Genomic DNA, 13440 nt, shown 5'->3' on the forward strand with positions numbered 1-13440 from the left:
CTCGCACCTCGATCAAACCGGTTGAGAGTTCACTTACTGGGATCGAGAACTTTGCGGAAGACCAGGAAGTCGCACGGGCACGCCAGGTGCGGCACCAGGAACGGATACGCGCTCTCCAGGCTGTCCTTGCGCACGACCTGATAGCCGATTCGCGTGTACCAGCCGCGCAGGAACTCCTTCACCGGATGCGCCCACCCCTGCGGCACCAGCAGTTCCAGCTGCATCTCGGCGAAGCCGCGCTCACGGCCCCAGTTCTCGGCGAACGACACGAGGTCGCGGCCGATGCCGGTGCCGCGCTCTTCCGGCGCGGCGACCAGCATCCCGAACTCGCCGACGCCGTCCTCGATCTCGTGCACGCGCACCGAACCCACGATGCGCTCGCCCGACCTGAGCACGGCGATCTGCCCGGTGGCGATGAGCTCCGCGACTTCCTCCGGGGTGGTCCGGGCGCCGCTTTCCTGCCAGATCCCCTGTTCCGCGTCGGCGTACACGCGGTTGATCAGGCCGGCGATCTCTGCGGCCAGTCCGGTGTCGGAGATGAGAACGGGAGTCACCACGGCGACGGCTGGGAGATCTTGGCGAGCTCGTCCGCGTGCTGGAGCACGCCGAGTTCGCGCAGCATGCGGTCGCGCTGGGTGGCGTCGTGCGCGACGTGCGACGCGTGCAGCGCCTTGCGCAGACGGGCCTTGCGGCGCGGCGTCCACCGGCTCGCGATGGCCAGCTTCGCGGCACGCAGGGCGGCCTTGTCCCGGGTGCGCGCGGCGGCGTCCCGGTGGTCGTCGCCCAGACCCAGCAACGACAACAGCCGCTCCCGGAGCTCACGGCCCACGCGTGCCCACGTCGTCGTGCGCTGCCGCGAGGCGCGGATCTCGATGCCGAGCGCGAGGTGCAGCATCACGAGGCCGAGGACCGGTCCGAGCAGGACACGGGCGGTACCGGCGACCGGGCCGGACAGGCTGAAGGCCGCGAAAGCGGCGAACGCGGTCAGGGCCCACGCCACGAGGCGGGCCGGACCGGGACGGCCGTCGCGACGAACGCCGCCGCGCATGGCCCAGCCGCACGCGACGAGCGCCGCCTCCATCACGGAGAACAGGACGACCCGCTCCACGACGTCGGTGATGCCCAGACGCTGCTCGAAGAACCGCCACGAGGTGTCGACGCTGACGCCGATGCTCATCAACGCGACGGCGTAGAAGCCCTTGGCACCGGCGGGCTTCGACGGCTCCGCGGGCTCTGCGGGTTCCACAGGTTCGGGAGCGGGGGAGGTGGCCTCCGCCTTGTCGAGCTCGGCGATCAGTTCCGGCGTCAGCAGCACGTGACCGCCCGTGTCGGTCATGCCGTTGCGCGCACGCCAGTCGTTCACGATCGTCCTGGCGTGGGACTGGGTGGGCGCCGCCTGGCCTTGCTTGTGCAGCCAGCGCCGGACGTCCTCGACCGTGCCGCCGCGCGGCATGTTCTCCAGCGCGTAAACGATCTGGGCCTTCTTGGTGCTCAACCGGGCTAACTCAGCGCGGTGGTCGGTCAGGGTGCCGACCTCGTCCGTGGTCACTCGTGCTCTCCGTCCTCATGTGGGTGAACTTTCAGGGGCACGCGGACGCGCTGGACCCTACCCGGCTACCAGGCGTGAACATCATCGGTTTCGACGTTGACACTGTCACGGTTGCAGTGTCACTATCGTGGGGTGTGGACGCTCGACGAGTTGCTGGACCGTGTCTCCGCCGCGCTGACGGCGGAGTACTCGGGCGCGCCCAACGGCCGCGTCCGGGACGTGCCCGACAAACGGGCCGTCCGCTGGTACGCGACGACGGGGCTGGTCGACCGGCCATCGGCGATGCGCGGCCGCACCGCGTTGTACGAGAAGCGCCACCTGCTCCAGCTCGTGGCGGTGAAGAGACTTCAGTCGCAGGGGAGGACGCTGGCCGACATCCAGACGGAGCTCGCGGGCGCCACCGACACGACGCTGGTGGCCATCGCCCGCGTCCCGGAGCACCTGTTCGAGTCCGGCGAGGCACCGCAGCCGGAGGCCGTTCGCCCGAGGTTCTGGGCCGAACCCGCCGCCGCACCGCCCGCTCCACCCGCACCTCCGGAGGCGTTCGCGCTCAACGGCGTCGCGCTCGGCGGAGGTGCCGTGATGCTGATACCGGGAACGCCGACCGCCGCCGACCGCGCCGACATCGCCGCCGCCGCCCGGCCACTGCTCGACCTGCTCGCCGCCCGTGGCCTGCTCAACGAAAGGGATTCGTCATGACCATCTCCGTCGCCCCGATGAAGGCCGCCGAAGCCGACCGCATCGGCCGGACGACCGAGGACGCGGGTGTCGGTGCGCTGCGCACCGAACGCGGCAACCTGCCGCTGGAGCGGCTCGACGTGCGAGCGTCGATCACCGGTCTCGTCGGCCGCGTCGTGCTGACGACCGGGTTCGTGAACACCTATGACACCGCACTTGAAGCGACCTACGTGTTCCCGTTGCCGGATCGCGCCGCCGTCACCGGCATGAAGATGACCGCCGGTGACCGCACCGTGGAAGCCGATCTGCAGGAACGCGCCCAGGCCCGCCAGACCTACGACGACGCGATCGCCGCGGGCAAAAGAGCGTCCATTGTGGAGGAAGAACGCCCGGACGTCTTCACCATGCGGGTGGGCAACATCCCGGCGGGCGAACGGGTCACCGTCGAGCTGACCCTGGTGGGGCCGCTGGTGTTCGAGGACGGCGCGGCCACGTTCCGGTTCCCGCTGGTCGTGGCGCCGAGGTACGTGCCGGGCACGCCTTTGCCAGGGCCGTCGGTGGGCGACGGGTACGCGCAGGACACGGACGTGGTGCCTGATGCCTCCCGCATCACGCCGCCCGTGCTGCTGCCGGGGTTCCCGAACCCCGTGCGGCTGGGCATCGGCGTCGAGATCGACCCGGCCGGCCTCGAGCTCGGCGAGGTGCGGTCGAGCCTGCACACCGTCGTCGCCGAGGGCAACACCGTGACGGTCGCGCCGGGTGAGCGGGTCGACCGCGACTTCGTGCTTCGCCTGGCGTACCAGGGGAACAGCTCCGCGGTCGTGTGCGTGCCCGACCTGGACGACAACGGCGAGGGCACCTACCAGCTGACCGTTCTGCCGCCCGAGCCCGAGGCGCCGGTCCGCGCACGGGACGTCGTGCTGCTGCTCGACCGCTCCGGCAGCATGTCCGGCTGGAAGATGGTCGCGGCCAGGCGCGCGGCGGCCCGCATCGTGGACACGCTGACCGCGGACGACACGTTCTCCGTGATCACCTTCGACGACCGCCTGGAACGGCCGGAGACGCTCGGTTCGGCGCTGGTCACCGCCACGGACCGGCACCGCTTCCGCGCCGTAGAACACCTGGCGGCCGTGCAGGCCCGCGGCGGCACCGAGATGTACGAACCGCTGCGGCAGGGCCTGAGCCTGCTCGCCGACGCGACCTCGGACCGCGACCCCGTCCTCGTGCTGGTCACGGACGGCCAGGTCGGCAACGAGGACCAGGTGCTGCGCGACATCGCGCCGATGATCAACCGGACGCGGATCCACGCCGTCGGCATCGACACGGCCGTGAACGCGGGCTTCCTCGGCAGGCTGGCCGCCGCCGGGGCGGGTCGCTGCGAACTGGTCGAGAGCGAGGACCGGCTCGACGAGGCGATGACGCACATCCAGCGACGCATCGGCGCGCCCGTCATCACCGACTTGGTGCTGTCGCCCTCGTCCGACCTGCCCAAGCAGCCGACGGCCATCTATCCGGGCGTGCCGCTGGTCGCCTTCGGCCGGTATCAGGGGGCGGCGCCGGAGTCGTTCAGCGTGCGCGGCCGGACCCGGGACGGTGCGGACTGGCAGGAAACGGTGGCCGTGCAGCGGCACACGTCACCGGCCGTCCGGGCGCAGTGGGCCCGTGCCGCGCTGCGTGACCTGGAGGACCGGTACGCGGTCGGTGACCGGTCGCTGGAGTCGTCGATCGTGCGGACCTCGTTGAAGTTCGGGGTGTTGTGCCGCTTCACCGCGTTCGTGGCGGTGGACGAGCGGGTGGTGTCCGACGGGACGGTGCATCGCGTGGTGCAGCCGGTCGAACAGCCCGCCGGATGGGCGCCTCAGGTACCGCAGTTCGCGATGCCGGTGGCGGCGGCGCCGAGCTTCGCGGGTGGCGCGCCTGGCGGTGGCTACGGCGCACCTCCGCCCGCGGCCGCGCCGATGGCCAGGGCCGCGGCGCCGAAACTGATGCGTGATTCCGCGTCGATGCCCGTGCCGCCGCCGATGCCCATGCCCGTGCCCGTGCCGGAATCCACGGACCTGCGGGAGATCGTCGCGCTGGAGGTCCAGCGCCTGGAGAGGGACGCGGCACTGCCCTCGTGGGAGCGCCGCGACCTGCTCGCCGACCTGGCCAGCCGGCTCGGCACCCTGATCGCCGGTCGGCAGGGTGATGCCCACGCGCCGTTGCACGGCCTGGTCGCGGAGATCACGGCCGGGGGAGACGTGGACGAGCTCTGGGCGCGGGCGCTGGAGGTGCTGCGGGAGTTCGTCGCCGGGAAGGCCGCCGAGCCGGAGCGGCGCCGCAGGTTCTGGCGCTGATCGGACGATTGCCCGCCAGGTGGTCGTGCCGGAACGCTCTTCGGTGTGAGCGCCTTCGGTGAGTGGACGACAGTCGAGGGCCTGCCCGCGTTCGAGTACCGGGCGGGCCCTCGGCCGTGGGATCCGATCATCGACCCGCCGTCGTCGACGCATCGGGTGCACGTGGGCAACCGCCGGATCACGCTGGTGGCCGACAGCGACGGGTTTTTCGGTCTGTGGGACGAGCACCTCGGGTGCCGGTGGATCGCCGAGCACACCGGCATCGCGCGGCTCGGTGACCTGCTCGTCGACTCGTCCTCGAAGCTGTTCGGGCCGACCTTCTGCCGGATGGCAGTGGTGTCGGGCGAGGTCGAGATCGAACGCACGGTGCTGTGCCCGGAGGGCGAGGTGCCGTGGGTGCTGATCAGGGTCGACGTGCTCAACCGGGGCGACGCGGTGCTGCGCGGGACGTTGGCTGAGGAGTGGGAGGTGCGGCCGCGCCTGGTGGATCTGGAGTTCGGGCCCGTTCGCGGTGACGCTCCGCCGGACGCACCCGTGGTGGCGCTGGAGAACCTCGGCGGCGACCGGGTGGAGACCACGGCCGGACCGCTGGTGGTCGGGAGCGAGCTGGATCTGCGGCCGGGTGAGCGGACCACGGTGTGGTTCCGGTTCGGTCTGCTCGACGGGCCCGCGGACCCGGAAGCCTTGTACACGACCAGTCTGGCCGGCCTGAGGGACCGCCTTCCGTCGGCGCCCGCCGAGATCCGGTGGCACGTGGCGTTGCTGACGGGTGGCGCCTGCGTCGACGGCGTGCTCGGCGGGCACACCCTGAACCAGGGGTCGGCCTACTCTTTTCGGCACGGTTTCAACGGCGCCGCAAGGGATCCGCTTCAGCACGCCCTGCCGTTGGTACACCTCGAACCGGACCTCGCGCTGTCGGTGCTGCGCAACACCTGTGCCTGGGGAAGCCCGGACGGCGACCTCCCGTACGCGCTCGACGGCCGCAAACAACCGTGGACGCAGCTGTTCCGCCCGTCCGACCAGAACCTCTGGGCGCTCTGGCTCGCTGCCGAGTACGCGGCCACGACCGGCGATCTCGCCGTGTTCAGCGAACCCGTGCCCTACCACCCCTGCCACAGCGCCGATCCCGTTCCGCTCGCCGAGAACCTGCGGCGCCAGTTCCGGTTCTTCGTCGACGAGGTGGGCGTGGGGGAGCACGGCCACGTCCGGATCCTGAACGCGGACTGGAACGACCTCGCGATCAAAGAGTCCGGTGTGGACCGTGAGCTGATGATCGAGCAGGGGGAGTCGGTCCTGAACTCGGCGATGGCCGCCTGGGTGCTTCCGCTGTACGCGGACCTCGCCGACCGGCTGGAAGATGCCGCCACGGCCGCCGAGGCACGCGAACGCGCCGCCGCACTCCGTTCGCTGGTCGCGGGGGAGTGGAACGGCCGTTGGTTCCGGCGCGCACACGGCCCTGGCGGCAAGGTCGTGGGCGATCACGACCTGTGGCTGGAAGTGCAGCCGTGGGCGATCCTGTGCGGTGCCGCCACTCCGGATCAAGCGCGCGCACTGCTCACCACGATCGACGAGACGTGCCGGGCCGGTTCGCCACTGGGCGCTCGTCATCGCTGGCCCGTTCCCGAGGGCACGCACGGCCAGGTGTGGTTGTCGGTCAACATGACGCTGATCTGGGCGGCTTCTACCTACTTTCCGGACCTGGCGTGGGACGAGTGGCGACGCATGACCCTGCACGCGCACACCGCCGCCTATCCAGACGTGTGGACGGGCACGCTGTCCGGCCCCGACTGCTATCTCGCGCCGGAGAGCGACCGCCCCGGCGAGACGTGGGCGCTGCCCGACTTCGGCACCGCGATGCAGGCGTACCCCGTCGCGAACCTGCACAGCCATGCCCAGCCGTTGCTCGCGTATCTGCGGTTGAACGGCGTCGTACCTCGATTCGGTGAACGAGCGTGACGTTTCGGGGCCTGGTGCGGTCCTGACTTCGTGTCCCTGCGCCAGTTGCCCGAGGACGAGCGGCTGTCGCTCGTCGAGCAGACCGCGCTGTGCCACCCGGCCGTGCACAGCGTCGAACTGTCCTCAGAGGACGGAATCCGCGTCGAGGTCGTGGTGTGGCGCGGAAGTTCGCCGTTGCGGACCGTTCACGACATCGCCACGGCACTCGGCGCGGTGCTTCCGGGCGTACCCGTGCGCCTGACGGTGTCCGCCGTCGCCTACAAGAGGCGTGCCACGACTCTGCTCGCGGTTTACAAATAGCACCCTCTTGTCAAACTGGCTTTACATGTCTTACCGTTCTGTCAACCTCCTGAGGAGCGTGGCATGAGCGACAAGAAGGCAACGGTGCCCGTCGGCTCAACCGAGCAGTGGACGGACGGCAAGCGGTACCTGTGGCTGTTGGGGCTGGTCGTGCCGTCCCTGGCGTTCCTGGCGATCGGGATGCACGCGGCGACGGGCTGGGGCGTGTGGTTCTGGATCGGCCCGATCGTGGTGCTGGTCATCGTCCCGGCGATCGACCTCTTCGCGGGCCTCGACCGCAGCAACCCTCCCGACGACGTGATCGAGCGGCTGGAGAACGACCGCTACTACCGCTGGATCACCTACCTGTTCCTGCCGATCCAGTACGTCGGGTTCGTGGTGGCGTTCTGGCTGATCGCGCGCGGAGATCTGTCCGTTGTGGACAAGATCGGCCTGGCGGTGTCGATCGGGTGCATCGGCGGTATCGGCATCAACACGGCGCACGAGTTGGGGCACAAGAAGGAGAGCCACGAGCGCTGGCTGTCGAAGATCGCGCTGGCGCAGAGCTTCTACGGCCACTTCTACATCGAGCACAACCGCGGCCACCACGTGCGGGTCGCGACGCCGGAGGACCCGGCGAGCAGCAGGGTGGGCGAGAGCTTCTACCGGTTCTGGCCGCGCACCGTGTTCGGCTCGGTCAAGTCGGCGTGGCGCCTCGAACGCAAGCGCTACGGGCGGCGCGACCGGCACCCGTACCGCCTGGGCAACGACGTGCTCAACGCGTGGCTGATGTCCGCCGTGCTGTGGGCGGCGATGATCATCTGGCTCGGTGCGGGCATCGTGCCGTACCTGGTGATCCAGGCGGTGATCGGCTTCTCGTTGCTGGAGGTCGTGAACTACATGGAGCACTACGGGATGCTGCGGCAGATGGTCGGCGCGCCGGGGCGCAGGCGGTACGAGCGGGTCGACCCGAGCCACAGCTGGAACTCCAACAACATCGCCACGAACGTCCTGCTCTACCACCTGCAGCGGCACAGCGACCACCACGCCAACCCGACCCGGCGCTACCAGACGCTGCGCGACTTCGCCGAGTCCCCGGTGCTGCCGACCGGCTACGCGGGCATGATCCTGCTGGCCCTGGTACCGCCGTTGTGGCGGCGCGTGATGGACCCGCGGGTGCAGGGCCACTTCGGCGGTGACATCAGCCGCGCCAACATCCAGCCCGGCAAGCGCGCGAAGGTCCTCGCCCGGTACGGCGGCGTGGACACCGGCTCGGCGGTCGTCACGGACACCCGCGGCGACGCGACCGCGGGCGGCATGTGCCCCGGCTGCGGCTACGTCTACGACGAGAAGACCGGCGACCCGCGCGAGGGCTTCCCGGCTGGAACGTCGTGGGCGGACATCCCGGACTCCTGGTGCTGCCCGGACTGCGGGGTGCGCGAGAAGATCGACTTCGTGGCGCCGGGACGTGTCGGCACGGCCTAGGATCGCGGGCATGGGCGCGACTTCAGCGGCGGCTTCCGGTCGGCGGCAGCCGATCATCGAGGCGGCGATCGAGATGACCGCCCGCGACGGCTGGGCCGCGGTCACCATGACGCGGCTCGCCGAGCAGGTCGGGGTCAGCCGCCAGACCGTCTACAACGAGATCGGCTCGAAGAACTCCCTGGCCGACGCGATGCTCGCGCACGAGCTCGGCCGGTTCCTCGCCGCGATCGGCGACGCGTTCGACCGGCACGCCGACGACCTGGTCGAGGCGATCTACGACGCCGTTCGCGACGTCCTCGACCTGGCCCGCGACAACCTGCTGGTCCGCGCCATCGCCTCGGCGACGCACGGCGCGGACACCGAACTGGTGCCGCTGCTGACCACCCAGGCCGAAACCCTGCTGCTCGAGGTCAAGGCGATGCTCGCGGCACGGGTCGAGTCCTACCGGCCGGGCCTCACCGGCGAGCAGATCGAGGTGCTGATCGATCTCATGACCCGGACGGTGCTCAGCCACGTCATCCAGCCGACGGGCACCCCGGCCGGCACCGCCGACGGCCTGGCGTGGCTCGCGTCACGTGTGCTGGAGGAGCCCGCGAGGAAACCCCTTCGCTACGGGTGACGAATGCAGGGAGTGAAGCAAGTGAGCGGACTGTTCCGCGTGCTGGACACCGTCGCGGACCGGCTCGTGGTCCCCGGCTACTCGAAGCTGGGTTTCCAGCTCCGCCGCCGAGGCTGGCCTCCGCTGTTGCCCGGCTCGTTGCGCGGCAGGAAGGCCGTCGTGACCGGAGCAGGCACGGGCATCGGCAAAGCGACCGCGTTGGGCCTGGCCCGTCTCGGTGCCGAGGTCGTCCTGGTGGTGCGCGACGAACGCAAGGGCGCCGCCGCCCGCGACGAGATCGCCGCCGCCGTCCCCGGCGCTGTGGTGGAGATCAGGCTTTGTGACCTGTCGAGCTCTGAGTCCGTCCGCCGGTTCGCTGCCTCGCTGGACCGCCTCGACATCCTCGTGCACAACGCCGGCGTCCTGCCGCAGGAGCGCACGGAGACCGAAGACGGCCACGAGCTGACGTTCGCCACGCACGTCCTCGGCCCGTTGCTGATGACCGATCTGCTGCGCCCGAAGCTCGCCGCCTCATCGGACCCGCGAGTCGTGCTCGTCTCGTCGGGAGGCATGTACACCCAACGCCTCCACGCGGACGACCCCGAGTACCGAGAAGGCGACTACCGCGGCGCGACCGCCTACGCGCGCACGAAACGCATGCAGGTCGCGCTCGCGCCACTGCTCTCCGAGCGCTACGCCCAGGACGGCATCGGCGTGCACGCCATGCACCCCGGCTGGGCCGACACGCCTGGCGTCGCCGGGTCGCTGCCGGGCTTCCACCGGCTGACCAGGACGTTCCTGCGCACCGCCGAGGAAGGCGCGGACACCGTCGTCTGGCTGGCCGCGACCACCCCCGCGCCCCGCTCCGGCCAGTTCTGGCACGACCGCCGCGCGCGTCCGACCCACCTTCTGCCGACCACGGGCGAGACGCCGGAGGCCATCGACGCGTTCTGGCAGTACAGCACCAGCGCGGTCGGGCTCCTGCCCTAGAGAACGATCTTCTGGTACTGCTCGCGATCCATGTCGTAGACCTCCAGCGTCACCTGCGTCGGCAGCCCCTCGACCGGCTTGAGGTGATCCTGAGCGATCCCGAGACTCACCCGCCCGACCTCCTGCTTGAGCTCGACCGGCCGCCCGGTCAGCAACCCGACCCTGACGTGGATCATCGCCGCGGGCGACCCGTCCCCGATCACGGACTCCTCGATCTGCCGGAACCGCGTCTTGAACGCCGCCACCTCCGCGCTGACCAGCGGGCCCACGGTTTCGTGGAGCGCGAGGGCGAAGGCGCGGCGGTCGAACGCGTCGCTCAGTTCGGCGGAGTACTCGACGGTGATCTGTGGCATGGGCTCACGCTACCGGCGGCGGCCAGGACCTCGCGGACCGTCTCGCACAGCAGGTCATCATCTGGGATTCCCCTGGTGGGACGCACGTCCGTGGCGAGCAGCGGCCGCAACGCGGGGACGGCCGGTGCGGCGAGGGTGCCCAGCGACGCCAGCTTGCCGATCGCGCGAATGACGTAGCGACCGAAGACCCCGTCCGAGTGGAGCGCCGACCTCGCGGCCGTGGCGACCGAGAGCCCGTCTTCAGGGTCTCCGGTCATTTTCCACAGCGCGTACCGGAGCTCCATCAGGTCCCATCCGCGGCTTAGCGCTGTCTGCTCGCGCAACCGGTCCGCGAGTCCGGCCGCTGCCGGGCCCAGCTGGGCCAGCACGTCGGCGTGCTGCCGCAGGGTGGGGTCGGCCGTCTGGAGGTGGAGCAGGAGTTCCTCGGGCTCGCCGGTCACCTTCCACCGGCGCACTGCCGCCCTTCGGGAGATCGGGACCTCCTGGGCGGCCATGACCGCGGGCAGCGCCGCCTCGCGCGCTTCCTCGGAGTCCAAGGCGATGAGGGCGTCCAGTGCCCAGGCCTCTGCCTCCGTGCCGAGGAACGCTGTGATCTCTGCGAAAGCGTCCCGGGCGTCAGGACCCCAGTCCGCCAGTACCAGCAGCAAGGCGCGTTGTTCCATCAGCGTGGTCGACGCCGTCAGTCGCCGCCGGACACCTGGCAGCAGCGACGCGGCGGCGGGACGTAGTGGCGTGAGGACGTCGGGAAGTGATGGACCGTGGCATCCGGCGTTGTGCGAGAGCCCGTGGTCTGGTGCGTCGAGCAGGTTCGCGACCAGGCCGACGGCCTCGGGAGCACCGATCCTGACCAGGGCCTGCAGGGCGGGCCGCGCAACCTCGGGTTCGTCCTCGCACGCGGCGAGCAGTTGCGCGGTCCAGGGCGCGGCCGCCAGGCCGGCGGCCGCGAGGATCGAGGCCGCCGACCACCGCTGCCGCGAGTCCGGATCGGACAGTCTGTCCGCGACGAGCGGCAGAAGCGTGGCGACGGGGGAACGCCAGCGGTGCATGACATCTGCGGCGGCGGTCATCGCATTGGTGCGCCTGTCGGCATCGGCGCTGCCCAGGAGGGTCGCGGCCAGCCTGGTCCTGCCGTCCCGGTCGTCGTCGAGAACGTCGTTCGTCCACCACAGAAGCCGCCCGACGACCTGTCGTCCTACCGGCCAGACGTCGTGCCACACAGCCAGATCTGCGGTGGACAGGTAGGACGCGGCCTCGTCGACGTGCCGGGGGTCGCGGCCACCGAGCCCGCAGCGACGGGCCGCCAGAATCCCGGCGAACCGCAGCGCGCGGTTTTCGTTCTGCCGCAAGGAGAAAAGCCAGTCGATCACCTCCACCGGCCACTCCTCGGACGTGTCGCGCAGCAGTCGGCCGGCTGCCAGCACACAGCGGACGCGGGCCGCCTCGTCGGGCTCTTCGTGCCACCTCGCGAGCAGCGCGGGCAACACGAGCGCGGCCTGGCCGGCGGCCTGTCCCAACGCCGACGCGACCGCTCGGCGGACGACCGGATCGGGGTCGGAGAGCAGAACGAGCAGTTGCGGCAGTGCTTCCTGCCATGCCGCCGGCCACGCTGCGTTGACGTACTCGGGATCAGCCTGCCGCGCGGTCTGGGCGAGGTCGCCGATGAACTCGATCGCCTCGCTCCGCAGGGCGAAACCCGGATCATGGGCCCACAGCACGAGAACGGAGAGCACGGGTGGTGCGGCGGACAGGATTCCGCCGCCCTGGTGGTACACCTTGTTGTGCAGTTCACCGAATGCATCGGCGTCGGTGGCACTGGCGCGGAGCAGAGCGGGAATGTCCTCGGCAGAGCCGTAGTGGTGGTGCAGAGAATCCCACGGGACGTTGTCGACCATGGGCGAGAGATCCTGGGACATCCAGGCGACTTCTTTTCGAATCGGACCGCCAACGAGCGGTCATGTCCCCTCAGTCTAGGTCATGCGGCCTCGCTGTGAGTCAGGATCAGGAGTTCCGTGCTCAGTCGCAGCTGGAACCCGAGCTTCTCGTACAGCCGCACGGCCCCGGTGTTGGACGCGAGCACGTGCAGGAACGGCGTCTCCCCACGCTCCTGAATGCCATGCGCGACGGCGAGCAACAGCCGCGTCCCCAACGCCTGCCCACGAGCGTCGGGATGCGTGCAGACGGCACTGATCTCGGTGTAGCCGGGCACGCGCAGCCGTTCGCCCGCCATGGCCACCAACCGGCCATCCCGCCGGACCCCGAAATACGCACCCATCTCGATGGTGCGGGGCAGGAACGGCCCCGGCCGGGTGAGCTCCGCGAGCGCCAGCATCTCCGGAACATCCGCGGCACCAAGGCGAACGGCCTCGGGCTCCGGTGCGGCAGCGAGGCCGGAACCGACGTACTGCAACAGAGGCAGACGCCCGTCCACCTGCCAACCGGCTGGAGGTTCGAGACCGGTCACCGTGGCGTGCGGGGCCAGCGCCGCGAGGTCGAGCCAGTCGGCTTCGGAAGGCGAAGGCGGCAGTGCCACGAACGGCGACATGTCCGTCGGGTAGCGCAGCACGTTGCCCTTGTGCTCGGCGAACCGGGCGTGCGGGCCGGTGAGGGCCGAGTGGGCGGCGTGGTCGAGCGGGTTCATGCGAGCGGCTCCATCAGGCGGCGCGGCGTGTTGAGCAACGCCGAGACCGGGTCGGGGTTGGTGGTGCCGGGGTCGAAGCCCGGGCCGGGGTCCACGCGGGTGTCCGCGGCGGGAACCAGGCCGCCGCACACCGAGCAGCGGCCTTCGGGGTCGAGGCGGCCGTTGTCGTTGGTGTGCCAGAAGGTGCGCTTCTCGCCGGTGGGGGAGTAGTGGTCGTCGCCCCAGGCCATCATCGCCCGCAGGATCGGCCAGAGCTGGACGCCCTTGGTGGTGAGGCGGTACTCGCCGTCGGTGTGGTCGAGCACGCCCTCCTGCACGAGGAACTTCAGGCGGTTGGTCAGGACGGCGCGCGGGATGCCGAGCTGGGTCGCGAAGTCGCCGAACCGGCTGATGCCGAAGAAGGCGTCGCGCACGATCAGCAACGTCCACCGCTCGCCGACGATCTCCAGTGCTCGTGCGAGCGAGCAGTTGCGGTCCGCGTAGGTGCTGGGCAGTGCCATGGGTCCCACTGTAGTTCATTCACTGAACTGCCGTGCTACGGTTCGTCGTAGTTCAGTGAATGAACTACGACGAGAGAG

The 13440-nt window shown here is 70.4% G+C and carries 13 protein-coding genes; 7 read left to right on the top strand and 6 right to left on the bottom strand.

All coding sequences use genetic code 11. The features are described from left to right. Positions 1-29: 29 nt before the first annotated feature. Both ACIQF0_RS09930 and ACIQF0_RS09935 read right to left on the bottom strand, forming a co-directional pair. On the bottom strand, positions 30-554 hold the full coding sequence (locus ACIQF0_RS09930; RefSeq protein ID WP_401026835.1) for a GNAT family N-acetyltransferase: 525 nt from the start codon (positions 552-554) through the stop codon (positions 30-32). Continuing rightward, complete coding sequence (locus ACIQF0_RS09935) at positions 551-1549, bottom strand: hypothetical protein (RefSeq protein WP_401026837.1); 999 nt, start codon at positions 1547-1549, stop codon at positions 551-553. Before ACIQF0_RS09935 ends, ACIQF0_RS09930 begins: the two co-directional genes overlap by 4 nt. A gap of 132 nt (positions 1550-1681) precedes the next feature. On the opposite strand from ACIQF0_RS09935, the gene ACIQF0_RS09940 reads away from it, so the two are divergent. The 7 genes from ACIQF0_RS09940 to ACIQF0_RS09970 all read left to right on the top strand — a co-directional run bounded on the left by ACIQF0_RS09940 (position 1682) and on the right by ACIQF0_RS09970 (position 9871). Further along, positions 1682-2248: a MerR family transcriptional regulator gene (locus ACIQF0_RS09940; protein ID WP_401026839.1), complete on the top strand. Its 567-nt coding sequence runs from the start codon at positions 1682-1684 to the stop codon at positions 2246-2248. Further along, positions 2245-4563: a VIT domain-containing protein gene (locus ACIQF0_RS09945; protein ID WP_401026842.1), complete on the top strand. Its 2319-nt coding sequence runs from the start codon at positions 2245-2247 to the stop codon at positions 4561-4563. The genes ACIQF0_RS09940 and ACIQF0_RS09945 overlap by 4 nt, the downstream gene beginning before the upstream one ends. Positions 4564-4608: 45 nt before the next feature. Continuing rightward, a complete protein-coding gene (locus ACIQF0_RS09950) occupies positions 4609-6519 on the top strand; it encodes a GH36-type glycosyl hydrolase domain-containing protein (RefSeq protein WP_401026845.1) in 1911 nt (636 codons plus the stop codon). A gap of 30 nt (positions 6520-6549) precedes the next feature. Next, the gene (locus tag ACIQF0_RS09955) at positions 6550-6819 is read left to right on the top strand and encodes a hypothetical protein (RefSeq protein WP_401026848.1); all 270 of its coding nucleotides are present in this window, start codon (positions 6550-6552) and stop codon (positions 6817-6819) included. Positions 6820-6882: 63 nt separating this feature from the next. After that, complete coding sequence (locus tag ACIQF0_RS09960) at positions 6883-8283, top strand: fatty acid desaturase (protein ID WP_401026850.1); 1401 nt, start codon at positions 6883-6885, stop codon at positions 8281-8283. 10 nt (positions 8284-8293) lie between these two features. Continuing rightward, positions 8294-8902, top strand: coding sequence for a TetR family transcriptional regulator (locus tag ACIQF0_RS09965; RefSeq protein ID WP_401026851.1), 609 nt, complete (start codon positions 8294-8296; stop codon positions 8900-8902). 21 nt (positions 8903-8923) lie between these two features. Beyond that, positions 8924-9871, top strand: coding sequence for an SDR family NAD(P)-dependent oxidoreductase (locus tag ACIQF0_RS09970; protein WP_401026853.1), 948 nt, complete (start codon positions 8924-8926; stop codon positions 9869-9871). Here ACIQF0_RS09970 and ACIQF0_RS09975 read toward each other — a convergent pair. From ACIQF0_RS09975 to ACIQF0_RS09990, 4 genes are read right to left on the bottom strand one after another with little or no spacing between them, the layout of a single operon-like run. Further along, on the bottom strand, positions 9868-10224 hold the full coding sequence (locus ACIQF0_RS09975; RefSeq protein ID WP_401026855.1) for a 5-carboxymethyl-2-hydroxymuconate Delta-isomerase: 357 nt from the start codon (positions 10222-10224) through the stop codon (positions 9868-9870). The genes ACIQF0_RS09970 and ACIQF0_RS09975 overlap by 4 nt on opposite strands. Beyond that, on the bottom strand, positions 10188-12137 hold the full coding sequence (locus ACIQF0_RS09980) for a HEAT repeat domain-containing protein (protein ID WP_401026857.1): 1950 nt from the start codon (positions 12135-12137) through the stop codon (positions 10188-10190). The genes ACIQF0_RS09975 and ACIQF0_RS09980 overlap by 37 nt, the downstream gene beginning before the upstream one ends. Before the next feature lie 59 nt (positions 12138-12196). After that, positions 12197-12862, bottom strand: a complete 666-nt coding sequence (locus ACIQF0_RS09985; protein ID WP_401026859.1) for a GNAT family N-acetyltransferase — start codon at positions 12860-12862, stop codon at positions 12197-12199. Further along, complete coding sequence (locus tag ACIQF0_RS09990; RefSeq protein ID WP_401026862.1) at positions 12859-13362, bottom strand: winged helix-turn-helix transcriptional regulator; 504 nt, start codon at positions 13360-13362, stop codon at positions 12859-12861. The genes ACIQF0_RS09985 and ACIQF0_RS09990 overlap by 4 nt, the downstream gene beginning before the upstream one ends. Positions 13363-13440: the final 78 nt, after the last annotated feature.

Source organism: Lentzea sp. NPDC092896, assembly GCF_044754905.1.
Lineage (GTDB): Bacteria > Actinomycetota > Actinomycetes > Mycobacteriales > Pseudonocardiaceae > Lentzea.